The organism is Lutimaribacter saemankumensis (assembly GCF_900100005.1).
Taxonomy (GTDB): Bacteria; Pseudomonadota; Alphaproteobacteria; order Rhodobacterales; family Rhodobacteraceae; genus Lutimaribacter; species Lutimaribacter saemankumensis.
The window spans coordinates 49,946-75,590 of record NZ_FNEB01000002.1 but is presented as its reverse complement, the minus strand read 5'-3'; the positions used below and the strand labels follow the sequence as shown (position 1 = coordinate 75,590).

At 64.2% G+C, this 25,645-nt stretch carries 18 protein-coding genes and 1 tRNA gene; 8 read left to right on the top strand and 11 right to left on the bottom strand.

What is annotated here, in order from left to right; all coding sequences use genetic code 11:
• Positions 1–24: 24 nt before the first annotated feature.
• Positions 25–222, top strand: coding sequence for a hypothetical protein (locus BLT50_RS05020; protein ID WP_090027212.1), 198 nt, complete (start codon positions 25–27; stop codon positions 220–222).
• A 51-nt stretch (positions 223–273) separates the two neighbouring features.
• Here BLT50_RS05020 and BLT50_RS05015 read toward each other — a convergent pair whose 3' ends face one another.
• Positions 274–942: a YjbF family lipoprotein gene (locus BLT50_RS05015; protein ID WP_175491397.1), complete on the bottom strand. Its 669-nt coding sequence runs from the start codon at positions 940–942 to the stop codon at positions 274–276.
• Positions 939–3,122, bottom strand: coding sequence for a YjbH domain-containing protein (locus BLT50_RS05010; RefSeq protein ID WP_090027208.1), 2,184 nt, complete (start codon positions 3,120–3,122; stop codon positions 939–941). Before BLT50_RS05010 ends, BLT50_RS05015 begins: the two co-directional genes overlap by 4 nt.
• A gap of 194 nt (positions 3,123–3,316) precedes the next feature.
• Between BLT50_RS05010 and BLT50_RS05005 the strand changes: the two genes are divergently transcribed.
• The 4 genes from BLT50_RS05005 (at position 3,317) to BLT50_RS04990 (ending at position 7,737) form a co-directional block, all read left to right on the top strand.
• Positions 3,317–3,406: transfer RNA gene (locus BLT50_RS05005), tRNA-Ser, on the top strand.
• Between the two features lie 184 nt (positions 3,407–3,590).
• Positions 3,591–5,177 carry a gamma-glutamyltransferase family protein gene (locus BLT50_RS05000; RefSeq protein WP_090027206.1) on the top strand — a complete coding sequence of 529 codons (1,587 nt, stop codon included), beginning with the start codon at positions 3,591–3,593 and terminating at the stop codon, positions 5,175–5,177.
• Between the two features lie 35 nt (positions 5,178–5,212).
• The gene (locus BLT50_RS04995; protein ID WP_090027204.1) at positions 5,213–6,745 is read left to right on the top strand and encodes an acyl--CoA ligase; all 1,533 of its coding nucleotides are present in this window, start codon (positions 5,213–5,215) and stop codon (positions 6,743–6,745) included.
• A 14-nt stretch (positions 6,746–6,759) separates the two neighbouring features.
• On the top strand, positions 6,760–7,737 hold the full coding sequence (locus BLT50_RS04990; RefSeq protein WP_090027202.1) for a 2-dehydropantoate 2-reductase: 978 nt from the start codon (positions 6,760–6,762) through the stop codon (positions 7,735–7,737).
• A 4-nt stretch (positions 7,738–7,741) separates the two neighbouring features.
• Here the strand turns inward: BLT50_RS04990 and BLT50_RS04985 are convergent, their stop codons facing one another.
• Positions 7,742–10,822: an efflux RND transporter permease subunit gene (locus tag BLT50_RS04985; protein WP_090027201.1), complete on the bottom strand. Its 3,081-nt coding sequence runs from the start codon at positions 10,820–10,822 to the stop codon at positions 7,742–7,744.
• On the bottom strand, positions 10,819–11,910 hold the full coding sequence (locus tag BLT50_RS04980) for an efflux RND transporter periplasmic adaptor subunit (RefSeq protein WP_090027200.1): 1,092 nt from the start codon (positions 11,908–11,910) through the stop codon (positions 10,819–10,821). The genes BLT50_RS04985 and BLT50_RS04980 overlap by 4 nt, the downstream gene beginning before the upstream one ends.
• Positions 11,911–12,343: 433 nt before the next feature.
• On the opposite strand from BLT50_RS04980, the gene BLT50_RS04975 reads away from it, so the two are divergent.
• From BLT50_RS04975 to BLT50_RS04965, 3 genes are all read left to right on the top strand, one after another.
• On the top strand, positions 12,344–13,432 hold the full coding sequence (locus BLT50_RS04975) for a TRAP transporter substrate-binding protein (RefSeq protein WP_090027198.1): 1,089 nt from the start codon (positions 12,344–12,346) through the stop codon (positions 13,430–13,432).
• A gap of 129 nt (positions 13,433–13,561) precedes the next feature.
• A complete protein-coding gene (locus BLT50_RS04970; RefSeq protein ID WP_090027196.1) occupies positions 13,562–14,560 on the top strand; it encodes a TRAP transporter small permease subunit in 999 nt (332 codons plus the stop codon).
• A 15-nt stretch (positions 14,561–14,575) separates the two neighbouring features.
• Positions 14,576–17,221, top strand: a complete 2,646-nt coding sequence (locus tag BLT50_RS04965) for a TRAP transporter large permease subunit (RefSeq protein ID WP_090027194.1) — start codon at positions 14,576–14,578, stop codon at positions 17,219–17,221.
• A gap of 95 nt (positions 17,222–17,316) precedes the next feature.
• Here BLT50_RS04965 and BLT50_RS04960 read toward each other — a convergent pair whose 3' ends face one another.
• From BLT50_RS04960 to BLT50_RS04930, 7 genes are all read right to left on the bottom strand, one after another.
• Positions 17,317–18,003 carry an adenylate kinase gene (locus BLT50_RS04960; protein ID WP_090027192.1) on the bottom strand — a complete coding sequence of 229 codons (687 nt, stop codon included), beginning with the start codon at positions 18,001–18,003 and terminating at the stop codon, positions 17,317–17,319.
• A gap of 361 nt (positions 18,004–18,364) precedes the next feature.
• The gene (locus tag BLT50_RS04955; protein ID WP_090027189.1) at positions 18,365–19,729 is read right to left on the bottom strand and encodes an FAD-dependent oxidoreductase; all 1,365 of its coding nucleotides are present in this window, start codon (positions 19,727–19,729) and stop codon (positions 18,365–18,367) included.
• Positions 19,726–20,595 (bottom strand): isocitrate lyase/PEP mutase family protein, encoded by an 870-nt coding sequence (locus BLT50_RS04950; protein WP_090027187.1) that lies wholly within the window; start codon positions 20,593–20,595, stop codon positions 19,726–19,728. The genes BLT50_RS04955 and BLT50_RS04950 overlap by 4 nt, the downstream gene beginning before the upstream one ends.
• Positions 20,592–21,212: a cysteine hydrolase family protein gene (locus tag BLT50_RS04945; RefSeq protein WP_175491396.1), complete on the bottom strand. Its 621-nt coding sequence runs from the start codon at positions 21,210–21,212 to the stop codon at positions 20,592–20,594. The genes BLT50_RS04950 and BLT50_RS04945 overlap by 4 nt, the downstream gene beginning before the upstream one ends.
• Positions 21,213–21,214: 2 nt before the next feature.
• Positions 21,215–23,275: a hydantoinase/oxoprolinase family protein gene (locus tag BLT50_RS04940; protein WP_090027185.1), complete on the bottom strand. Its 2,061-nt coding sequence runs from the start codon at positions 23,273–23,275 to the stop codon at positions 21,215–21,217.
• Complete coding sequence (locus BLT50_RS04935) at positions 23,272–24,966, bottom strand: hydantoinase B/oxoprolinase family protein (RefSeq protein WP_090027183.1); 1,695 nt, start codon at positions 24,964–24,966, stop codon at positions 23,272–23,274. Before BLT50_RS04935 ends, BLT50_RS04940 begins: the two co-directional genes overlap by 4 nt.
• Positions 24,963–25,526, bottom strand: coding sequence for a tautomerase family protein (locus BLT50_RS04930; protein WP_090027181.1), 564 nt, complete (start codon positions 25,524–25,526; stop codon positions 24,963–24,965). Before BLT50_RS04930 ends, BLT50_RS04935 begins: the two co-directional genes overlap by 4 nt.
• Between the last annotated feature and the right edge of the window lie 119 nt (positions 25,527–25,645).

Genomic DNA, 25,645 nt, shown 5'->3' with positions numbered 1-25,645 from the left:
CCTGAATGGTGGAGACAGATCAGTATGAACAAGTTCACGATGGCGGCACTCGCCGCGCTTGCGCTGGCCACGGCCGCACCGGCCATGGCCGATCAAAAGACCTCGGACGACCCGTTCGTGTCGACCCAGGGCAGCGCCGCCGGTCTGGCCGGTGCCGGGGGCATCGCGGCCGCTGTTGCGGTGATCGCAGTTGTCGCCGTGGCGGCCTCTGGCGATTCCTGAACGCGTCCAGTACCGCAGGTTCAAGGCGCGGCCCCTATCGCCGCGCCTTTTTCATTCGGCGCTCCGCAGCATCTCGATCCGCAGGTGAGCGTTTTGCGCGCCGATCCATTGCCTGGACCGGACAAGCCTGCCTTGCCTGTCCACAAGGTAGGTGTTGGCAAAGCGAAGCGCGCCGTTGGCGCAGCTTTCGGTGACAAGCTGCAGGTTCGATTTGGCGGTGTCCGGTTCAATTGATTGCGTCCGGCCCAGGCTGACTTTGCAGTCGAAACGGATCGTCTGCGTCCGGTCCTCTCCGTCCAGGAAGCGCATGATGCGCGGCGCATCGCCTGTGCGGCGCGACAGGATCAGGGCCTCTGTGCCCGAGATATCGGACGACATCAGGTCACCGCCAAGCCCCCGTGTCGCGGTCACGATCCCGTTGCGCATGGTCAGGGTGCGGCGGTCGGCGGTGCCGTAGGTGTCATAGGCGCCGTTCCTCTCGATCCGAAGCATTGTGGCCCAGCCGTGCCCGTCGCCGCGCGTGACAAGGATCAAAGGCCCCGTGGTGGCCGCAAGAACGCGGTCGATGTCGGCCCCGGTGGGCGGCGGCTGCGGCGTGGGACGCGCGATCATCGCCTTGATGGCGGCAACCGGATTCGCACCGGTTTCCGGCCCGCTGCCGCAACCCGCCAGGGAAAGGGTGACCGCAAGGGCGCCGAGTGACCGCACAAAACCCGTCATCGCCAGACCCGCCCCCATTTCTTTGTCAGCTCCGGTTCGTGGTAATCGCGCAACCGCCCGTAAAGCCGGTCGTTGACATTCAGCCGCGCGCCGCCGTCGCGTGTGAGTGACTGGATCGTGACGGTGTTGGTCCTGCGTGTGGGCTTGCCCAACAGCGACTGCATCGGGATGGTCAGCCGCAGGCCCTTGTCAAAAGAGCCTTCGCCGAAATCGTCGAATGGCACGTCAGTGAATGTCGCATAGGCCCCGACCCGCCAGCCGTTCGCGAATTCGCGGTCCAGCGTCAGCGTCGCGCCGTAATCGCCCGCAAGGTAGCGGCCAATATCGACCTGGCCGTGGAACCCGTTGCCGAAATCGTAATATGCCGAAACATGGCCGGTGATGCTGTCATAATCGCGCAGGCCGAACCGCTGATCAAAGTCGCGCTGCCGGGCATAGTTCAGCTCGACCCCCAAGGCCAGGGCGCTGTCGACGGGTTTCCATAGCAGCTCGCCCGACACCCCTGCATACATCTTTTCGAGATAGCCGAGGCTGACCCGGCCATAGAGGTCGGGCGCCGGCCGGGCAAAGGCGCTGAACGTCAGGTGTTCGAGCGCCGGGTCGCCCTGGCGCGAATATTCGGCATAGTCGGTGCGCACGCGCGGCAGATCCGACGGGATGTCCCGGATCACGCCATCGAGGTTTCCGGCAATCGTCTTGGACAGCGCCCCTGAGATTTCGATATTCGGAGCCAGGCGGTAGCGCCCCGAAAGCCTGAGCCCCCCGTCGGCCCGCACCGGGTTGTCGGGATCGAAGACCGACAGTGACAGGAAGGGACGCAGCGACCAGGAAAACTGCGGGTAAAGCCCGTCTTCGGGCGGGGGCGACAGGCCGTAGCCGTCAGCGAATTCCGTGCGGGCAAGCAATGCAGAGGCCGGCGCGTTTTCCAACGCTTCGATATCGCTACGCCGGAAGGTCACGACCGACGCCTCCATTCCGTTCACCATCGGCACGAGGCGCAGAGTTTCGACCGACCCGGGCAGGATGCGGGACATCACGCGCGCCGCGCGCCCCAGCGCCTGCGGTTCGTTGAGGTATCGGGTGTTGCGCAGCCTTAGCGTCGCGCGCGTCGGGTCAAGCGCAAGACCTTCGTATTCCAGCCCCTCCTTGCGTAATGCCGTCTTCAGCCGCGCCTTGATATTGTCCGATGCCTCGGGGACGAACCTCCATCCAAGATCCCCGCGCTCGCCCGCGCCGCGGACTCTGACGGGCAGTGGCGCGGGCTCGGCCCCGCCGGGAACAGCCGCTTGTCGCAGATTGCTGAAAAAGGTCAAAGAGGCCCCGATCTCTCCGCCATAGAGCGAATAGACCGAGACTTGCAGGTTGTCCGAAATCCGGTAGTCGGCGCCAAGGTTCCAGGACGACCTGCGCTGGAAAATCCCGCTGGCCACTTCCTGTGCATAGGCATCCGAAGAGTACTCGGCCTTCAGGGTCAGGCTGTCGGTGGCCTGCCAGGCGATCCCGCCAAACGGCGCGACATCGCCGCGAAACCACCGGTCATAGGTCGGCACGCCGCCTTGTCCGATCACGTCATCCGGGCGGTTGCCCGTTCGACCGATGGCGTTGTGGCTGCCTAGCCGGCCCCATCCGAGGCCCGCAGTCAAGCGCAGCCGTGGGGTCAGCGACTTGGTCGCGACGACATATTCGCCGCCGTAAAGCCCGGTGCCGATGAAATCCCGCAAACCAATGGCGACCGCGGGGCGGCGCAGCGTTTCGTCGATCAGGCGAAAGCGCAGGTCGAAGCTTCGGTCATAGTAGGTGTCGGGATTCACACCCGAGGGCAGAGGGCGCAAGGGAACAAGCGCGTGGTCGACGTTGTAGCCCGGCACCTTCAACCCGTTGACCGCCGTGTAGCGAAAGCTGCCGCTCAGCCGTGGGGTGATCTGAAAGCTGAGCGTTGTGCGCGCCGTTCCCGCGAAATACCCGAGGCTGGTCGCCAGTTCCGCATCCGGGGCGCTGTCGGCTGTTGGCATTTCGATCAGCGACGGCGTGCCGAAAAGCCCGTAGCCTGCCAACCCACCAGCCTGCTGCGCCACAAGCGTGCCGGGCAGACAGGCCGCAATGGCCGACAACGCGGTAAGGCGGGCATTTCGTACGATATTCTGCCCGATGCAGGGAGCGGAGGTTTCTTGAGGGTGCATTCTGTCAAGGTTGCGTGATAATTGATTGCACAACTTAAACGGTATAGTGTTGTCGCTGTCCATGGCAATCGGCAAATCAACCGTCCCCCTGCGCGGCGACGCCCGGACACAGGCAGGGGCGCACGCGAATGATGGATCGCAATTTTCCGATTTTCCGCTTGTCCCTGCCGGACACGATGGATAAACCCGTCGGCGGAGACGTGGCCGAGTGGTCGAAGGCGCTCCCCTGCTAAGGGAGTAGACGGGAAACCGTCTCGTGGGTTCGAATCCCATCGTCTCCGCCATTTCCATTCTTACAGTGCCTTTGCAGCACACACGCCATGCGCAAACTGGCGTCCTGGTGCGTCACTTGCGCGCCTGGCAGTTTCTCGGACCCGATCTTGTAAATCCGTCCAAAACAGTCATTCTGGCATCAACTCAGGAGGACGGGGACGGCCGTGCGAAAGCCGGTCGTGAAGAGGGAGCAACATGATAGAAACTGCGCTTGGTTTGCGCGGCGCCTTTACGGCGCCGCATCGCGTTGCGTCGAAAATCGGGGCCGATGTTCTGGATGCGGGCGGCTCCTCGATCGAGGCGATGGTTGCGGCGGCAGCCGCCATCGCCGTTGTCTATCCGCACATGAACGGGATTGGAGGCGATGGGTTCTGGCTGATCCATCGCAAGGGGCAGCGCCCGGTCGCGATTTCCGCGTGCGGGTTTGCCGCCGGACTGGCAACGCCGGACTGGTACGCCGAACAAGGGCACGGTGCGGCCATTCCCGCGCGTGGACCGCTGGCGGCGTTGACGGTGCCGGGCTCGGTCGGCGGCTGGCAGGAAGCGCTGGCGCTTGTCGATGAAAAACGCCGTATCCCGCTGGCCGATCTGCTTGCGCCGGCCATCGATCTGGCGCGGAACGGGGTCGCGGTGACGCGCAACCAGTCCGTCACGACCGCCGAGAAAATCGACGGTCTGCGCGACGTGACCGGGTTCGGCGACATCTACCTTGTCGACGGCAAGGTCCCGGAACCGGGCACAAGGCTGGTGCAGGCCGCGCTGGGCGAAACGCTGGACACCATCGCGCGCGAAGGCACCGATGCCTATTACCGCGGTGACATCGCGCGCAGCCATGCGCGGTTTCTAGAACAGCAGGGCAGCCCGCTGCGGCTTTCGGATTTCCAGAACTACGCCGCGGCAAGGCAGGAGCCGCTGACCATCACCACCTCGCTGGGGACGCTCTACAATCTCGGTCCGCCAACGCAGGGCATGGCGTCGCTGGCCATACTTGGCGTCTTCGACCGCCTGGGGATCACCGACGGCGAAGGCTTTGCGCATATCCACGGGCTGGTCGAGTCGACCAAGCAGGCGTTTATCCTGCGCAATGCCGAGCTTGGCGATCCGGGCGCGATGCGGGCCGCGGCGCAAAGCTTTCTTGACGATGCGCGGCTCGATGCGATGGCGGCGGCCGTCGATCCGGTGCACGCGCTGCCCTGGCCGCACGAGGCCAAGGATGGCGACACGATCTGGATGGGCGCGGCGGATGCCGACGGCACCGTCGTCAGCTTTATCCAGAGCGTCTTTTGGGAGTTCGGCAGCGGGCTGACCTGCCCGGAAACGGGCGTGGTGTTCCAGAATCGCGGCGCGGGCTTTTCGCTGGCGCCGGGGCCGAACCAGTTGGCACCGGGGCGCAGGCCGTTCCACACGCTGAACCCCGCGCTTGCTGTGCTGAACGACGGGCGCGTGATGTCCTATGGCACGATGGGCGGCGAAGGCCAGCCGCAGACGCAGGCGGCAGTCTTTTCGCGCTATGCCCAGTTCGGGATGCCGCTGCAGCAGGCGGTGACCGCGCCGCGCTGGCTGCTTGGCAAGACATGGGGCGACGATACGACCAGCCTGAAGCTCGAGGAAAATTTCGACCCCGCGCTGATCGCGGCGTTGAAGGCGGCCGGGCACGAGGTCGAGCTGACGCCCGCCTTTTCCAGCCTGATGGGCCATGCCGGCGCTGTCGTGCATCATCCCGGCGGCCATTTCGAGGCCGCGAACGATCCACGTTCGGACGGGCTAGCATACGCCGTCTGACCCATCAAAACCGCCCTGCAAGAACGGAGCATGACATGAGCCGAACCGTTTCCGCCCTGATCGCAAACCATCCGGCAGAGGCCCCCGCCATCGGGGCACCGGATCGTGACTGGCTGAGCTATGGCGCCCTGCGCGACTTGTCGGCCGATGTGGCCAGCACGTTGCACGGGCTGGGCATCGGGCGCGGCGACCGGGTGGCGATCGTTCTGCCCAACGGCCCCGAGATGGCGACCGCGTTTTTCACGGTGGCGCAGGTGGCGACCACCGCACCGCTGAATCCCGCCTACCGCGAAGAGGAATACGAGTTCTACCTTGAAGACCTCAAGGCCAAGGCCCTGATCATGGCCGACGACTACGACGGCCCGGCCTTGCCGGCGGCGCGGAAGTTCGGCGTCGCGATCCTGCGGCTGTCGTTCGATGCGGCGGCCCCGGCCGGCAGTTTCACCCTGTCTTCGGAACAGAGCCTCGGAGCCTGCGACACCGCCCAGCCCGCCGAAGACGATGTTGCGCTGATCCTGCACACTTCGGGCACCACATCGCGGCCCAAGATCGTGCCGCTATTGCAGTCGAACGTCTACGCGTCCGCCCAGAACATCCTGGAATCTCTGGCGCTGACGCCGTCAGATCGGTGCCTGAACGTTATGCCGCTGTTCCATATCCACGGGCTGATCGCGGCGGTTTCGGCCTCACTGGCCGCGGGTGCGCAGATTTCCTGTGCGCCCGGGTTCAACGCGCTGCGGTTCTTTGCGCAGCTCGAAGAGGTCAGGCCGACATGGTACACTGCGGTGCCGACGATGCATCAGGCCATCCTTGCGCGCGCCGACCGCAACGCCGCAATCATCGAAAACGCTGGCCTGCGCTTTCTGCGCTCGTCTTCCGCGTCGTTGCCGGCCCCTGTCATGCGGTCGCTGGTCGATACCTTCGGCGCCCCGGTGATCGAGGCTTACGGCATGACCGAGGCGACACACCAGATGTGCTGCAACCCGCTGCCGCCGCGCGAACAAAAGCCCGGGTCGGTCGGCGTGGCCGCCGGCCCCGAAGTGCGCATCGCTGACGAGGCCGAGGACAGGCTGCTCGGTGCCGGCGCGACCGGCGAGGTGGTGATATCCGGGCCGAACGTGACGCCGGGCTACGAGGGCAACCCTAAGGCCAATGAATCGTCCTTCTTCATGGCCGAAGGCAAGCGCTGGTTCCGCACGGGCGATCAGGGCGCATTCGATGACGAAGGGTATCTGAGCCTGACCGGTCGGCTGAAGGAAATCATCAACCGGGGCGGTGAAAAGATCAGCCCGCTCGAAGTGGATGCCGTGATGCTGTCGCACCCCGAAATTGCGCAGGTCGTCTGTTTCGCGGTGCCGCACGACAAGCTGGGCGAAGAGATCGCCGCTGCCGTGGTGCTGAAAGAGGGTTCGTCCCTCGACGAGCGCGCGATCCGCGATTTCACAGCGCAGCATGTGGCCGATTTCAAGGTGCCGCGCAGTGTGGTGATCCTGGAAGAAATCCCGAAAGGCGCCACGGGCAAGATCCAGCGCATCGGCATGGCCGAAAAGCTGGGCCTGACTGGTTGAGGGGGGGTAGCGCGATGAAGATCTGTATTTTCGGCGCGGGGGCCATCGGTGGCTACATGGCCGTCAAGCTGGTGCAGGCGGGGGCCGATGTCAGCCTTGTGGCCCGCGGCCCGCATCTGGCGGCCATGAAGGAAAATGGCCTGACCCTGATCGAAGAGGGCGGCGAACGCGTGACCGTGCCGGTCACCGCCTCGGAGGATCCCGCGGAACTGGGTCCGCAGGATTACGTGATCATCACGCTCAAGGCGCATTCGGTGCCGCCCGTCGTCGACAAGATGAAGCCGCTGCTCGGGCCCGACACAACCATTGTGAGCGGTGTGAATGGTGTGCCCTGGTGGTATTTCCACAAGCTGGAAGGCCCCTACGAGGGCACGCGGCTGGCCTCGGTCGATCCGGGTGATGCGCAATGGAACGGATTTGGCCCCGACCGTGTTCTGGGCTGCGTGGTCTATCCCGCCGCCGAAGTGATCGAACCGGGCGTCATCAAGCATATCGAAGGCAACCGCTTTTCGCTGGGCGAACCGGACGGGTCCAAGTCCGATCGTGCGCAGGCGCTGTCGCAGGCGCTGGCCTCGGCTGGGCTCAAAGCGCCCGTGCGCCCGCGTATCCGGGACGAAATCTGGGTCAAGCTGTGGGGGAACCTGTCGTTCAACCCGATTTCTGCGCTGACACATGCCACGCTGGATGTGCTTTGCACCGATCCGGGCACCCGTGCGGTGGCGCGCGGCATGATGCTTGAGGCGCAGGAGATCGCCGAAAAGCTGGGCGTGAAGTTCCCGATCGACGTCGAACGCCGGATCGATGGCGGTGCCGCCGTGGGCGCGCACCGCACCTCGATGTGGCAGGATCTGGATGCCGGGCGCCCGATGGAAATCGACGCGCTGGTCACGGCCGTGCAAGAGCTGGGCCACCTGACGCAGACCCCCACGCCGACGATCGACACCGTGCTGGCGCTGATCCGGCTGCGTGCAAGAACGGCGGGGCTTTACTAGGACGTCAGGCGTCCTGCAATTCGCGCTCGAGCATCTTTTCCACCGCGCCGCGCGGACGGGTGAAACGTGCCAGCAGGTCATACAGCACCGGTGTTACCACCAGCATCAGGAAAGCTGACAAGACCAGCCCTGCAATGATCACCGTGCCGATGGCATTGCGGCTTTCCGCGCCCGCGCCTGTCGCAAGATAGAGCGGCAGCGCCCCCAGCACGGTGGACAGAACCGTCATCATGATCGGGCGCAGCCGCAGAACGGCCGCCTGGATCACCGCATCGCGCACCGATTTGCCCTCGTCCCGCAGTTGGTTGGCAAATTCGACGATCAGGATGCCGTTCTTGGCCACCAGCCCGATCAGCAGGATAATCCCTATCTGGCTGTAGACGTTCAGCGACAGCCCGCCAGCGGCCATCGCATAGATCGCGCCGGCGACACCCGCCGGCACCGTCAGCAGGATGATCACCGGATGCACGAAGCTTTCGAATTGTGCGGCAAGCACAAGGAACACGATCAGCAGCGCCAGCGCAAAGACCAGGTTCGCACCTGCTGCGGTGTCCTTGAAAGTGCGTGACTGGCCCTCGTAGCCGAGTTTGCCGCTGGCCGGGATGATCTCGGACGCGGCCTGTTCGAGCTCGGTCAGCACCGTGCCAAGGTCCGCGCCCGGCGCCAGAGCGCCCGAAAGCTGGATCGACGGCAGCCTGTCGAACCGCCGCAGCGACGGGGCTGCGGCGTTTTCCTGAACCGTGACAAGCGCCCCCAGCGGCACAAGCGTTTCACCATCGCTGGAGCGGATGAAAATGTTGTCGATATCCGACGGCGAGCGGCGGTCGCGCTCTTCGGCTTGCAGGATGACGGGGTATTCACGCCCGCGGCTGACAAAGGTGGTCACCTGCCGCGAGGCCAGCATCGACTGCATGGTCGAGGCGATCACATCGACGGAAATGCCCAGGTCGTCCGCGCGTTCGCGGTCGATACGCACCTCGAGCTGAGGCAGGTTCTGTTCATAGTTGACTTCGGGGTTCACCAGCCCCTCGATTTCTTCCGCGCGTTCCAGCAGTGCCGTCGACCATTCCTTGACGCTGTCGAAATCCGGGCCGCTGATCACGACTCGCACGGGCGTGGAGTTGCCCCGCAGTCCAAGCCCCGCGGGCGTGATCGGGAAGCCGCGCGCGCTGGTGACCTGGCCCATTTTCGGCGCAATCGCCCCTGCGACCTGGGCCGCGGACATGTCGCGCTCTTTCCAGGGGGCAAGGCGGAAGACGACGAAGGATCGCCATGCGCGGTTGCCCCAACCCGTGAAAGTGAAAACGGATTCGATCACCCCCTGGTCGCGCAGGGGCTGCATGATCTCTTCGACCTGGCGCGCGGCCCCGTCGGTATAGTCAACCGTGCTGCCCTGGGGCGCTGTCAGCGGCACAAAGCCCACGCCGCGATCTTCGCGCGGGGCCAGTTCGCGCGGGAGCGTGTCATAGAAAAACGCCGCCCCGCCCGTGATGACCCCGGCCAGGACCAGAACCACAAGAGGCATCCGCAGGCTCTGGCGCAGGAGGCTGGCGTATGCGCGCTGGACCGGCCCGCGTGGGCCACCTTCGTCCGATGCCATGCCGGTCTTTCCGGGTTTCAGAACCTTCGAGGCAAGCGCCGGGCAAGCCGTCAGGGCGACGAAGGTCGAGATCGCCACCGTGCCGGCCATGACCCAGCCGAATTCGATGAACAGGCGCCCGACTTGTCCCGGCATGAACGATAGCGGCACGAACACCGCGATCAGCGTGGCCGAGGTCGCAAGCACGGCGAACGTCACCTGCCGCGCGCCCTTGACCGCTGCGACAAGCGGGGTTTCCCCGTTTTCAATCCGGCGCTGGATGTTTTCCAGCACGACGATGGCATCATCAACGACCAACCCGATGGCCAGCAGCAGCGCCAGCAACGTCAAGGTGTTCAGTGAAAAGCCCCACATGCCGATCAGCAGGAACGATCCGATCAGTGAAACCGGTATGGTGATCGCCGGAATCAGCGTTGCGCGCGCCGAGCGCAGGAAAAGCAGGATAACCAACACCACGAGGATCAGCGAAATGACCAGAGCATTCACGACCTCACGGATCGACGCCCCGACAAACAAGGCGTCGTCCGAACCGATCACGATATCCATGCCCTCGGGCAGGGTGGGGCGGATGCGGTCCAGCTCGGCCCGGACGGCGTTCGAAATTTGCAGGGTGTTCGACTGGCTTTGCCGTTGAACCGCAACGCCGACGGCGTCGCGGCCGTCGCTGCGCGCAATGGTCGAGTCGTCGGCAACGCCCGGCTCGACCCGCGCCACATCGCCCAGGCGCACGGGGTATCCTGCGACACGGTCCAGCACCACGTCGCGGAAATCCTCGACACTTTGCAGACGGCTGTTCAGGCGCACCGTCAATTGACGGTTGATCGAAGTGACCTCGCCCGCCGGCAGTTCGACATTGTTGCGCAGAAGGGCGCGTTCGACATCCGCGACGGTCAGCTTGCGCGCGGCAAGTGCGCGGCGGTCCAGCCAGATGCGCACGGCAAATGACCGTTCGCCATAGATGCGCAGGCTGGCCACGCCGTCGAGCGTAGCCAACCTGTCCGCAATGAAGCGGTCCACGTAATCGGTGATTTCAGCCGTTGTCATGCGGTCGGAGACCACGGCAAGGCGCATCACCGGATCGGCGTCGGCATCGCTTTTCTCGACTTCGGGCGGATCGGCCTCTTGCGGCATGTTGTCGAGGATGCGGCCAACCGCATCGCGCACATCGTTGGCCGCCACGTCCACGTCGCGCCCGGCGTCGAACTCGATCGTGACCTGCGACCGCCCCTGACGGCTTTCCGAGCTGATCGAGCGGATACCCGAAATGGAGGCGACCGCCCCTTCGATCGTTTCGGTGATGTCGGTGTCGATCACTTCGGGGGCGGCGCCGCGATAGGTGGTGGTCACGGTGACCACGGCGTTGTCCACATCCGGCAGTTCGCGCACCGGTACGTCGCGCAACATGCTGACGCCAAAGACGATCAGCAAGAGGTTGGCGACCGCGGCAAGGACCGGGCGCCTGACGGACAGATCGGAAAGCGTCATGAATCCGCTCCGTCGCCTTCGGGTGCATTCAGCACCTTGACCGGCCCGCCGTTGCGCACGCGGTGCAGCCCGCGAACAATGATCGGCTGCCCCGGATCAAGGCCGTCCACGATCGCGACATACCCGTCGCGGCGTTGTCCGGTGGTGACGGTTATGCGCTCGGCCTTTCCGTCGACAACGGCAAAGACATAGGTTTCGGCTGCCTGAAAGATGATCGCCTCTTCGGGGACGACGGTGCGTTCGGTTTCGGCCAGTGTGAGTTCGAGCGACATGAACATTCCGGCCGGCAGCGTGCCGTCCGGGTTCGGGATTACCGCGCGGGCGCGGAAAGAGCGTCCCACCGGATCGATCCGGCTGTCCACCGCGTCGATCCGTCCCGTGAATTCCCGCCCCGGAAAGGCGGCACCGCGCGCGGTGACCTGCTGTCCGTTGCGCACCTGCGCGAACAGCGTTTCCGGCAGCGCGAATTCGATTTCGACCTCGGTCAGGTCATCGAGCCGCGCAATGAACGTTCCGGCCGCCACCCGGGCCCCGCGATCCACCTCGGCGAGGCCGACTGTGCCCGCGAACGGCGCACGGATCACCCGTTCGGCAAGACGCTGTTCCGCCCTGTCGTATTCCGCCCGCGCCTCGGCCAGGCGCGCCACGGCATCTTCCAGGGTCGCCACGGCCACCGCATTCGATCCGCGCAACTGGTTGACGCGGTCGAGAACCCGTTCACGCTCCAGCAGGCGTGCCTCTGCCTCGGTCACGTCGGCGCGGGCGATCGCGTCATCCAGGCGGACAAGCACGGCCCCCTTTTCGACGCGCTGCCCGGGTGAGAAAGCAAGCTCTTCGATCCGGCCGCTGGCCTCGGGCACGATGTCGACGGACTGCAGTGCACGCGTCGTTCCAACAGCTTCGACCGTGTCGCGCAGGACTCGCAGTTCGGCGACACCGGTTTCGACGGCTGCGGGCCCACCGCCCCGGCGCGGCTGGTCGGCCTGCGCGGTGTCCGCGGGCGCGTAGTACCGGAGATACGCTTCGTAACCGCCATAGGCGATACCGGCGAGTGCAGCCAGGACGAAAAGTTGTTTCCAGATCGACATACGGTGTTGTTTTCCCGAGATTCGCGCCCCGGGATATGCCGAGGTCCAGCGCAAAAGGGTAAAGCAGCGGCGGCGAATGGCAATGTCTGATATCTGTCGGGCAGGCCCGGTCCGTTCGCGATTTACGGGTCAAAGGCTACCTTTGGGGTAGGCTTCGTTCCCGGATACCGCTTGCGGCTGAAAACATGCCTGTTTTTTCGCCAATCCGATATTGCCGATCAACGGTTCAGCATCCTGAAAACGCATAGTTTTTGTCGCAGGGTGCAGCTTTTTCTTTACCCTTGCGCTGATCCTGCTACGGTCGGGCGCATAATGATCGGGGAGAGAAAATGACCAAAGACCTGTTTGGCGTCGCCAAACCGGCGTCAAGGGTAGAGATCTCCGGACATTGCAAGCAAATACAGACGTCCGTCTAACGGGAGGAATAACAAAGATGGAAAGACGTAAGTTTCTGAAAGGGGCCGCACTTGCCGGCGCGGGTTCGGTTGCACTGGCGGCACCTGCAATCGCGCAAGGTGCACGTCAGCTCACGATAGTGTCGACCTGGCCGCGCGACTTCCCCGGCCTCGGCACCTCGGCGCAGCGCCTGGCGCAGCGCATCACTGAGCTGTCTGAAGGCCGTTTCAATGTCGAATACTTCGCTGCCGGCGAGCGCGTTGGCGCGTTCGACGTTTTCGACGAAGTGGCGTCGGGAAACAGCCAGGCCTATATCGCGGCTGACTATTACTGGGTCGGTAAGCACCCGGGCTTTGCCTATTTCACCTCGGTGCCGTTCGGTATGACGACGACCGAATGGAATGCCTGGATCAAGTTCAAGGGCGGCCAGGAAATTTGGGACAAGCTGTCGGGCGAATTCGGCCTCAAGTCGCTGCCCTGTGGCGCAACCGGCACGCAGGCCGGCGGCTGGTTCAACAAGGAAATCGAAGGCCCCGATGACTTCAAGGGCCTGAAGATGCGTATCCCGGGCCTGGGCGGCAACGTGATGTCCAAGCTGGGCGCATCGACCGTGTCGCTGCCGGGCGGCCAGATCTATGAAAACCTGGTGTCGGGCTCGATCGACGCGACCGAATGGGTTGGTCCCTACAACGACTACTTCATGAAGTTCTACGAAGCGGCCAAGTACTACTATACCGGTGGTATGCACGAGCCGGGCGGCGGTCTTGCCTTTGGCATGAACGCAAGCTGGTGGGGCGAGCTGTCGGATTGGGAAAAAGACCTGCTGACCGCGGCTTGCTACGAAGAGCACGCAAACTCCTACGAGGAAGCGGCCGCTCTGAACGGCGAATACCTGCAGCGTCTGATCGACGAACAGGGCGTCGAAGTGCGCAACTTCAACGACGACGTCTGGGATGGCTTCGGTGAAGCGGCTGAAGAAGTGTTCGCAGAAGTGCGTGATCACTCGGCGCTTGCGGTCGAAATCGACGACGCGTTCCAGTCGAACATCTCGGAGATCGGCAAAGGTATGGCGCTGTTCGAAGGTACCTTCGTGAACCAGCGCAACCGGGTCCGCAACCTGGGCTGATACGCCGAAAATATCCAATAAAATCAAGGGCGGGGCTACGGTCCCGCTCTTTGCCTGAAAATCAACAACAATCGGCAACACGGCGCGGCCCCGGCAAGAGGAGCCAAGCCGGATGCAACAGGTGAGAGAATGACCAGCCTCAGCGATCCGACAGACCTGTCCCGCACCGGCGCACCTGCCCCCGTCATCCGCATGTTCGGATGGGGAATGCTTGGTGCGCTATCGGCCTTCATGATCAACAACGTGCTCGTCGTGGCGTTCGGATTTCCCGGAACGCACGCGCTGCTGGCCGGCGATGGCGGAAGCCTTGGCTGGGTGCATGCGCTGATCTTCGCGATCTGTGTGGGCCTTGCGATCGTCTATGTGCTGCAAACGCCGATGCAGGCTTTGCGCTGGGATGCCGACCGTATCCACCGGTTCAACTGCTACCTTGTGCGCAGTATTTTCTGGGCGGTTTTGCTGGTTGGGGTGGTCGATGCGACCATCGCCTTCATGCGGACCGAGCAGCTTTTCCTCTACTTCATGGACGAGGAAAGCGCCCGCTTCTTCGGACGCGCGCGTGATGTGGGCCCCTACATCCACACGCCGCTTGTCGTGCTGGGTTTCGTGATCGGGTTGTTCACCCGCACGCTGGGCTTTCACTGGCTGGCGCTGCTGATCGTGCTGGCCGAATTGCTGATCGTGATCTCCCGCTTCGTCTTTTCCTACGAGCAGGCGCTGATGGGCGATCTCGTGCGCTATTGGTATGCGGCGCTGTTCCTGTTCGCCTCGGCCTATACCCTTTTCGACGAAGGCCATGTGCGCGTTGACGTGCTGTATGCCGGTTTCGGACGCACGACCAAGGGCTTCGTCAACGCCATCGGGTCGATCATGCTGGGTATGACGACCGCCTGGGTGATCCTTGGCGTTGGCTTTAACGGCAAGCAGTCGATCATCAACAGCCCCGTCGCGAATTTCGAGGTCACCCAGACCGGGGGTGTCGGTATGTTCGTGAAATACCAGATGGCCGCGTTCCTTGGCATTTTCGCAATCACCATGCTGATCCAGTTCGTCAGCTACCTGTTCGAGGCCGTGGCCGATTACCGGGACGAACCCGGCCATCGTGACCACGAAGCCGTGACTACGTAAGGGAGCGCCGGACACATGGAACTCTTTTTCCTTATCGTTCTGATCCTCCTGATGGCCACGGCGCTCGGCTCTGGCTATCCGGTGGCCTTCGCACTTCCCGGTGCGGCCATCCTGGCCATCGGCCTTGCCGCTGGCGCGGGATACATCTTTGGCGGCAATCCCGATGCCTATTTCCACACCGGCGGCCCCTCTGAATGGCTGTCGGCGGGGGTGTTGAACCTGCGTGGCGTCTATTGGGAGGTCGAGAGGGATACGCTGATCGCCATCCCGCTTTTCATCTTCATGGGCCTGATGCTGCAGCGCTCGAAGATCGCCGAAGACCTGCTGGTCACCATGGCGCAGCTTTTCGGACCGGTGCCGGGTGGCCTGGGCATTTCGGTCGTGTTCGTTGGTGCGCTGCTGGCGGCAACCACCGGGATCGTCGGTGCCACAGTGGTTGCGATGGGCCTGATCTCGTTGCCGGCGATGCTGCGCAACAACTATTCCGCACCCCTTGCGACCGGGACGATCTCGGCCTCGGGGACGCTGGGGCAGATCATTCCGCCTTCGATCGTTCTGATCATCCTGGCCGACCAGCTGGCCTCGGCCACCGACCAGGCATCGACCGCGCGCAAGGCGCTGCACAAGGCGGCCACCGGTGAGATTTCGATGCCGTCGGAATTCGATGTCGGATCGACCAGCGCGGGCGAGATGTTCCTGGGCGCATTCGTGCCCGGCATGGTGCTGGTGGGTCTTTACATGGCCTACATCCTGATCTTCGCGATCCTGCGGCCCAAGTCGGCCCCGGCGGTCCCCTACGAAGGGAAGTATGACGGTAAGTTCTGGGTCACCGTTGCCCTGACGCTGGTTCCGCCTCTTGCGCTGATCTTCCTTGTGCTGGGGTCCATCATCGCCGGTATCGCGACGGTGAACCAGGCCGGTGCCGTCGGCGCGGCCGGTGCGCTGATCATGGCGGGCTATCGATTGCACAGCGGCAATGGTCGCACCTATTACCCGGCGATCCTGGCGATCGTCGGTATCGCGATCATCGCTTTCGCGCTTTCGAACTACGACATGAACGTGAAGGCCGCGACATCGTCCGAAGACTTCACCGGCATTGCGATCGGCGTCGTCGGCGCGGTCCTTCTGATCCTGGCGCTGGTCTGGAGCGGCGCGCGCACTTTGCGGATCGACAACACCCTTCAGGGCGTGATGCTGGAAACGGCCAAGACGACCTCGCTGGTGTTCATCATCCTTCTGGGCGCCGCGATGCTGACTGCAGCCTTCCGCGCCTTCGGTGGCGAAGAGCTGGTGCGCGAGTTCCTGAACTCGCTGCCGGGCGGCTTCTGGACCAAGTTCATCATCGTGATGGCGGTGATCTTCATCCTCGGCTTCTTCCTCGATTTCATCGAAATCGCGGTGGTCGTGGTGCCGATTGTCGCGCCGATCCTTCTGGCCGATCCGTCGGCCAACATCACCGCAGTCTGGCTGGGCGTGATGATCGGCCTGAACATCCAGACATCGTTCCTGACACCGCCATTCGGGTTTGCGCTGTTCTATCTCAGGGGGGTGGCGCCATCCTCGGTGAGAACCCTTCAGATCTACAAGGGCGTGATCCCGTTCATCCTCTTGCAGCTTCTGGCACTTGGGATCGTCGGTGCGACGCCGCAACTGGTCAACTACCTGCCCAACCGGGTCAGCCTGTTGTCCGACACCGCGCCGCCGCCGCGAAATCCGAAGTTCCAGTACTGTCTCGACGAATACGCCTCTCAACAGGTGGCCGATGGCGAAGAGGCAGCAGCCCTGCAGCGTATGCGTGCCCTGGATCTCGCGGTTCTGCCCGACGATATGGCGGACGACCTGTCCGACGCGCTCGACAGTGCGGAAACGGCGATTGCCAGCCTTGACGACATCGACACCACCTATGGTGCGGTCAAGGACGCAGCGGTCGAGTTCCGTCCCAAGCTGGCCAACGTGCGCCGGATCGAGCGGGACATTCGCGGGCTCGAGGACGAGGCCGAAGAGCTGAAAGTCCTGATCCAGCGTATCCGCGACCCGGAACTGGCCGATCGCAAGGCGGAACTCGAAGCGCGGCTTGAAAAGGATCTTGCCGACATCGAAGAGCTTCGTGCCACGATCCCGGAAAGCTGGAAGGACGACTATGCCGCCTTCAGCAAGCTGATCAACGCCGAATTGGCCGCGCGCAACACCTATCGCCGCAACGCCGACAGCGCCTACGAGGATGCCTCCGAAGTGCTGGCCGTGCTGCGCGGGAACGAGGCATTTGCCGCGCTCAAGCCGGACCTCGAAGGTCTGGCGCAGGTGATCGAGACAGCAACGCCCGAAGAGGGCGAAGCGCTGGTCGAGGCGGTCGAAGATCGCCTGGACGAGGTCGAAGGCACACGCGACGTCAAGCGGTCCTTGTCGCGGGCGCGTCGCGCCCTGGGCGACGGCAACCGCGAAGACGCGATGGCCGAGTACCAGGATGCGCTTGCTGCCTATGCCGAACAGGAGCAGTGGCGGGCCGAGGCTGCGACGGCGCTTCGCGCGCCGCTCGAAGACTACCTGTCGGCCATTCGCGGTTCGCTGGGCGTTCGGGTGCAGAACAGCCTTAGCCGCGAACAGGCGCTGTTCCTGGCGCGGTGCCAGTCCGATCACCGTGACCTTTCGCTGAACTTCTGATCGGCGAACCGGAAAGAAAAAGGCCGGGCCCTTGGAAAAGGGCCCGGCCTTGTCGTTCAGGCGGCTTCTATCGGCCAAGATGCAGGGCGGGCAGTTCAGCCTGCCGCTTGCGCAACGATCCTGTTCAGGCCGTCGGCCACGGTTTCGATCTCTGCCATGGCATCGACCCGCGCCAGCACATCGCGCGCATCGTAATAGGCGATCAGCGGTGCCGTCTGCGCGTGATAGGCCCGCAAACGCTGCCCTACCGTTTCGGCGTTGTCGTCGGCCCGGCGCGTCATTTCGGTGCTGCCGCACTTGTCGCACACGCCGTCCGCTTCCGGCTTTTTAAAGCTGTCGTGATACCCTTCGCCGCACCCGGCACAGGTGAACCGGCCGGACACGCGGGCGACCATCGCGTCGTCATCCACATCCAGGCTGATCGCGGCCGTGATCGATTGTCCCATCTCGGCCATCAGCGCATCCAGCGCCTCGGCCTGTACGGTCGTGCGGGGAAACCCGTCAAAGATGACGCCAGCGGCGCAATCGTCCTGACCCAGGCGGTCGCGCAGGATGGCGATGACGATTTCGTCGCTGACTAGATCGCCCCGTTCCATCACCGCCTTGGCCCGCTGACCTGCCTCGGTGCCTGCCGCAACAGCCGCGCGCAGCAAGTCTCCGGTCGAAAGCTGCACAAGGCCGAAACGGTCCTGCAGCATTCGGGCCTGGGTGCCCTTGCCCGCACCCGGCGGTCCAAGCAGAACGAGGTTTGCGGTTACGCGTGCGGTCTTGCTGCCATCCATGGCGATCCTCCCCTTGGGTCATACGTTGGCGGCAAATGGTGCCGCGCCCCTCTGCGCCTGGCCTTTCCGTATGTGTGTGGCGGTGCCTCCTCCGGTCAGCCGCCGCACGGTCAGGTCATGCGCTCAATGCAGGGCAGAGATACCGTGTTTATGTAAATTTCCCTATTGGGGGCCGCAGTGTAATGATTTTTTTGTCAAAGAGTTTGATGCGTGCAGGCGGCGCTTTGGTAAAATCATTTACAGTCGTTGGATTCATTCGGTTTTTGACCGCTTGAGCGGTGCAAGACTGCGGAAAAAACGGAAAACAGCAGGTTCGTGGCCGCGGAATGCGACAAACCGCGCAGCTACCGAAGGCCGGAAATCAGCCCGCGTCGCGCCCTGCAAGGTATCCAAGCGTGACCGCTGCCAGCAATCCGTTGCCGCTGAGGTATCCGGCGTCGCCGCTGCCGGACACGCCGCATGCGGCCCCACCGACGGCGGACAGGTTCGGAAACAGGGTTCCATCGCGATGGCACACACGGGCGGTTGCCGGGTCGACGACCAGGCCGCCCTGTGTATGGAACAGCGCCCCCGTGACTTTGACCGCCGCGTAAGGTGGCGCAAGGCGGTTGGCGCCGAACCGGCGCCCGAACGCGTCGGTGCCATTGTCAGGGATATCGGCCAGCGTGCTGGCAAGCGCATCGGCAGGCAAACCGGTATCGCTGGCAAGCGCCTCAACCGTATCGCCCCAGCGGATCGCGCCTTGCCGTTCCGCTTCCTTGAAATCCTCGAACTGCCGGGCGATGGCTGCGATGCGTTCGTCGAAGATCGCCCAGGCCGTGCCGCCTGGCTGCGCCATGACGGCGCGGGCTGCTTCGGAATAGCCTTGGGATTCATTCCAGAACCGGTTGCCGGACTGGTTTACCTGCACGCCGCCTTCCATGATCACGGCCCAGGAAATCAGGATGCCGTGCGGATGGGCGACGTTGCCATGACCCTGATAGGCGCCAAGATGCCTGGCCTCGGCGCCAAGTTCGGCACCCCACGTCACGGCGTCGCCCTTGTTGCCGTCATGCCCGAACCACAGCGCGTCACGGATCGCCGGCATGTGTTCGGCGACCATTTCGCGATTGCCGCCATATCCGTTGCAGGCCAGGATCATGCGCCTGCAGCCCACGGTTTCCTCGGCACCATCCGGCCGCACCAGCCGTGCCCCGGCGATGTGCATACCTTCGGCATAAAGAGCGTCCGCCCGACGTTCGCAGATCACGTCGATACCCGCGGCCTCGACCGCCCCGCGCAAAGCATCGATCAGGTCACGCCCCGCGCGGCTGGGCAGACCGTGCATGCGGCGGCGGGAATGTCCGGGATAGTCGAAATCGGTCACCACGGAAAACGGCAGGCCGTGGGTTTGCGTCAGCCAATCGATCACACGCGCGGATGTCGATGCCATGGCATCGACCAGGGCCTGGTCGTTTTCGCCTTTGGCCTTGGCCTGGATGTCGGCCGCAAAAATTGCCGCGGTGTCTTCGATTCCGGCGTCACGTTGCAGCGTGGTGCCCGCAGCCGGAATCAGCCCCGCGCTCAGCGCGGTCGAACCTTGCGGCACGGCATCGGCCTCGACCACCAGAACGTGCTGCCCGGCCTCATGCGCGGCAAGCGCCGCCACCATGCCCGCCGCACCGCCGCCGACAATCAGCGTTTCAACGTCGATGTCGAAGCTGTCAGGCGGCGCAAGAACCGTCATGGCTTGTCCTTGCCATCGAACCTTTGGCCGGCTTCCAGCATTTCAGGCGTCCCGATGGCCGCGTTAAGCCCGTCGAAGTCGAACATCCTGTCTGCAAAAGGCTTGTTCGATCCGTTCGCGTGCAACGACCGGTAATAATCCGTGGCGCAGCGCGCGAGCGCGCGGACAATGCCGCCGGGAAAGATCACGATGTCAAATCCCATCGCCTGCAGGTCGCCCGCCGACTGGATCGGCGTCGCGCCGCCTTCGACCATGTTTGCCAGCAAAGGCACGCGCCCCTTGAAGGTGTCGGCCACGCGGGTCAACTCGTCGCCCGAGCGTGGAGCCTCGATGAACAGAACATCGGCCCCGGCTTCGACATACGCTTCGGCACGGTCGATCGCCGCGCTGAACCCTTCGACGGCGATGGCATCCGTCCGGGCGATGATCAAAGTCTCTTCGCTTGCGCGGGTGTCGGCCATTGCGGCGATCTTGCCCACCATTTCCGCCGCCGTGATCAGCGATTTGTCGGCCAGGTGGCCGCACCGTTTGGGGTAAGTCTGGTCCTCGACCTGCAGGGCATTGGCCCCGGCCCGTTCATAAAGCCGCATGGTCCGCTGCGCATTGAGCGCGTTGCCAAACCCGGTGTCGGCGTCGATGATCACGGGCAGGTCCACACGGTCACGGATCAGGTTCATCGTATCGGCCATTTCACTGACCGAGGTCAGCCCGATATCGGGGCGGCCCAACCGGGTGTAGGCCACAGCGGCACCGGACAGGTACAACGCCTCGAACCCGGCCTGTTCGGCCAGCGTGGCGGTCAACCCGTCATAGACGCCGGGCGCAATAAGGATTTCGGGGTGGGTCAGGCGGGATTTCAGGGTCATGACTGGCCCTCCAGCATGGCGGTGGCCTCTGCACAGGTCATCTGCGCGCCAAGACTGCCGAGAGACAGAAGCGTTGCATCATGGACCTCTTGACGGAACGCGGCGCAACCATCGGTCAGCAGAACGGTGTCGATATTGCGCAGATGGGCATCGCGCAACGTGCTGGCCACACCGCCATTCGTGACGATCCCGCCGATCAGCAGCATGTCGATCCCCAATGCGCGCAGGATGTATTCCAGCCGCGTCTGGTAAAAGGCGGAATAGGCCACCTTTTCGACCGTGTAGTCCGCCGGCTGCAGCGCTTCGACAAGCTGATGCCCGAATGCGCCCGGTGCGAAATCACCCTTGCCAAGGAAGGGACGCAGCTCTTTCAGGTGCGGCGCGATCAGTGGCTCGCCGCCGGGGCCGGGCACGAGTGTGAACTGCGCGCTGACATAGGTGCCGCCCCGCGCGCGCAGCGCATCGCGCAGGGGCAGGATGCGGTCGGGCAGGGCGGTGATAGCCGCGGCTGTCTGCCCGGCACGGCCATAGGCGCCTTTCTCATGCAGGAAATCGTTCTGCAGGTCGATTGTCAGAAGCGCCGTTCGCGCGGGGTCGATTCCGGTGATCCTGCCCATCGTTACGCCTCCACTCGTTCGATGATCGTGTTGCCATACTGGTCGACCGTGGCCTTCAGGCCCGGATCCACCAGCACCGTCGTGTCGGGCTGCTCCAGTATCGCGGGGCCGGCGATTTCTGCGCCCACCGGCAAGGCAAGCCGGTCGTAGATCGCCGTGTCGTGCCAGGCCTTGCCGAAATGCACGCGGCGGCTGCCCTTGCGCGCGGCCTCGACGTCGCCGCCCTGCGGGGCCAGCGTCGTCAGGTCGAACTTGGGCCGCCGTCCGATCACGGCCGTGCGCAGGTTCATAACCCGGCGGACGCCGTTCTTCAGCAGCCTTCCATAGGTGGCGTCATAAGCCGCGTCGAACGCCGCTGCGATCTGCGCGCGCGTCGGTGGCGTGACCGTGCCGTCGGTGATCGTCACCTCAAGCGGCACGGCAACCGTATGGGTCTGACCCAGATAGGCCATGTCCAGTTCGACCACCACGTCGCGAGCGTCGAATTTGGTGCGGGCGGCATCCAGCAGGGCGTGACCCCTCTTCACGTGATCCTGCAGGAATGCCGCCAGCGCACCTTCGTCCAATTGATCGACCATGGCATTGATCGTCTGGACGAAATCCTGCCGCATGTCGGCGATCACGCAGCCCATGGCGCTGGTGACACCGGGATAGCGGGGCACGATGGCCCGCGCGAGGCCCACATCGTCGATCAGTGCACCGGTATGCAGCGCACCGCCCCCGCCGAACGGCATGAAGGCAAAGCGTTTGGGGTCATAGCCCCGTTCGATGCTGACCAGGCGGATCGCGCCGGCCATCCGCGAATTGGCAACCGTAAGGATCGCCTCGGCGGCCTCGGTCGTCGACAGGCCCAGCGGCCCGCCCACATGGTCGTCGATGGCGCGGGACGCCGCTTCGACGTCCAGCCGCTCCAGCTTGCCGCCGATGGGGTTGTCGGGGTCGATCCGGCCCAGCACCACGTTCGCATCGGTCACCGTCGGGCGCGTGTTGCCAAGGCCATAGGCCACGGGGCCCGGGTTCGATCCGGCGCTTTCCGGCCCGATATTCAGCAGACCACCCTTGTCGACCCACGCGATCGACCCGCCCCCGGCGCCGATCGTCGTGATCTCGATCATCGGGGTGCGCACGACCATGCCGAAATCGATCGAGGTCTGCGGCGACAGCATGGACTGTCCGCCGGCGATCAGCGACACGTCGAACGAGGTGCCGCCCATGTCGCCGGTGATCACGTCCGGGAAACCAGCCGTCTGCGCGATATAGCCTGCCGCGATCACGCCGGCGGCCGGGCCGGACAGCGCGGTCCGCACGGGCAGGCGGCAGGCGGTGTCGACCGCCATAACACCGCCATTCGACTGAACGATCATGAACTCGCCATCGAACCCGTCGCCCTTCAGCGCGTTTTCCAGACGGTTCAGATAGCCCGACACTTCGGGCTGGAGATAGGCGTTCAGCGCGGTGGTCGAAAACCGCTCGTACTCGCGGATCTCGGGCAGGATTTCCGAACTCGCCGACACGTGCGGATTTGGCCAGATCTCGCGCACGGCGGCCACGGCCTTGGCCTCGTTTTCCGGGTTGGCATAGGAATTGGCAAATAGGATCGCGACGGCAAGGCATCCCTTGTCCAAAAGGGCCTGTGCCGCGTTGCGCACCGCGTCCAGATCCACCGCGGTGCGGATCGTGCCGTCGGCCAGCGTGCGTTCCGGCACTTCAAGGCGCAGGTCGCGCGGAACGATGGGTAAAAAGTCACCCCGCAAGCCCCATGTGCGCGGACGGTCGCGCCGGCGCATCTCCAGCACGTCACGCAGCCCTTCGGTGGTGATCACGCCGATCTTCGCGCCCTTGCGTTCCAGCAATGCGTTGGTCCCGGCCGTCGTGCCGTGCACGACCACGGCCACGCTGGACAGGTCGCTGACCTGCTGGCCGATCCCGTCCAGGAACCCGCCCGACTGGTCGGGGCGGGTGGTGGGCACCTTGGCCACACGCGCCTGACCCGTTGCCTCGTCCAGAACGAAAACGTCGGTGAATGTGCCGCCGACATCGACGCCGATCATCGTGCTGCTCATTGCGCGATCTCCTGCCATGCGGGGCCATAGGTTTCGGTGGCTTTCTCGGGGCTCAGGAACCCGAGCGCGACATCACGCGCCACCGCTGCAGGATCGCGCGTGCCCGGTGCGCCATAACCGCCGCCGCCGGGCGTTTCCAGCCGCACGGCCTGGCCTTGCGCCAGCTTGATGCCGCGCATCTTCGACGCCATCGGCGGGTGATGCCAGCCGTCGGCCTGTTCGTAGGAAAAGACGTTCATCGCCGACGCTCCGCCGCCCGCAACGCCCTGCGGGGCGAACCGCCCACGCTCACCGAACAGGAACGCCTCGGCCCCGTTATCCTCGAGCACTTCGATCTCATATGTTGCGCCCAGCCCGCCGCGATGCGCGCCTGCGCCCGCGCTGTCGGGGCGCAGCGCCCATTGCCGGAACATCACCGGATAGGCCGCCTCGAGGATTTCCATGGGCGGGATCGTCGCGGTCGAGATCGGCGCATTGCCGTGGTTCAGCCCGTCGCCCTCGGGCGTGCCGCCATGCCCGCCGCCGTAGAACGAGAACATCACCCAGGGCTGGCCGTTCTTGCGCTTGCCCGCGATCGACAGAGCGTTGATCGTGCCATAGGCATTGGCCACCACCCGGTCCGGCGCGGCCTGCGCCATCGCCGAAAAGATCACGTCGATCATCCGCAGGATGGTTTCCGTATAACCGCCGACGGGCGCGGGAAACTCTGCCGAAAGCAGCGATCCTTCGGGTATCTTTACGTCGATCGGTCGCATCACCCCGGCATTCGCCGGTAGCGCGGGAAAGATGTGCTTGATCGCCACATAGGCCGTCGCGACAGCCGTGGGGTAGGCGATGTTCACCGGGCCGGCGCATCGCGGAGCTGTGCCTTCGAAATCCAGAACCATGCGGTCGCCGCGAATTTCAAGCGCCACCTTGATGGGCAGCGGCGCGTCCGTGATCCCGTCATTGTCCAGGTAATCCGTCGCTTCCCAACGGCCGTCGGGCAGGTCGGTCAGTTCCGCGCGCATCAGCTGCTCGGCCCGCCCGCCAAGCGCGTCCAGCGCGGCGCGTACCGTGTCGGCACCGTATTCGTCCAGCAGCTCGTCCATCCGGCGCACGCCCAGGTCCAACGCGCCCAACTGCCCGTTCAGATCGCCCTGCGCCGATTGCGGCAGGCGCGTGTTGCGCATCAGGATGTCGATGATGTCCTGGTTGATCTCGCCCTTGCGTGCCAGCCGGACGGGCGGCAGCACGAAGGCTTCGGCAAACGCGTCTGTGGCCGCCGGGTTGTAGTTGCCCGGCACCGCGCCGCCCACATCGTGCCAATGCCCGACCGAGGCGAGATAGCAGAACAACTGCCCGTCGCGGAAATAGGGCCGCACCAGACGCATGTCCGACAGGTGCGTGCCGCCAAGATGCGCGTCATTGAAAATGAAGATGTCGCCATCGGCCAGATCGCCCGCCTCGGCCACCTTGTTGATCACTGCCTTGACGGCAAAGGACATGACTCCGACGAAAATCGGCAGTCCCGACTTGCCCTGCACCAGCGTGTCACCACTGGCGGCATGATAGAGGCCATGGCTCGCGTCATGCGCCTCGGCGATGATCGGGTTGAAGGCCGCGCGGAACAGCGTCGCGTCCATCTCGTCGGCGATCTGCTCCATCCGGCCTGCAAGAACGGCCAGCGTGATCGGGTCGATATCTGTCATGCCTGCGCCTTTACCTCGGCCATGTCGTTCCAAACGTCCTGCCTCACGATCCGGCCATCGCGCAGTTCGAACCGGTCGATAAAGCGGATGCCGTCGAAGGCCGTGCCGTCCAGCCATTCGCCAAAAAGCGTGCCGATCGTGTACACGACCGACGTTTCGCCCTGCTGGAATGCCTCGACCTTGTCATATGCCTTCTTGACGAAGGCGTAGCGCGGTTTGGACCAGGCGATCAGCTCTTCCAGCGCGGACATGCCGGGGGCTGCCGGGAAATTCATGACGAACCCGTCGCCCAGCATGGATTTCGCGGTGTCGAGGTCGCGCGCCTCCATAGCCGCCAGGTAGGCGCGCACGGTCGCGGCCGCATCGGGCCGGGCGGGGGCAGGGTCGCGATGGGTGCCGCCGCGCATGTAATGGCTGCGCGGCATTTCGTGGATCATTACGGTGATCGCGTCGGGTTTCGCCGGCACGACGGACAAGGCCGCGTCGGTCAATGCACGCGACAGCCGCGCCTTTTCGTCGTCTGAATATCCTTCGAGGACATGCGTTTCGATGATCGGCATCTTTCCCCCTGTCGAGCAAATCTGTATCTTTTATAATACAGACTTAGCGACATGGATAGGTCAAATATTTTCGACCAAAGAAGATAGATTTCTTGCTTTTGACTTTTCCGCTGCTACGC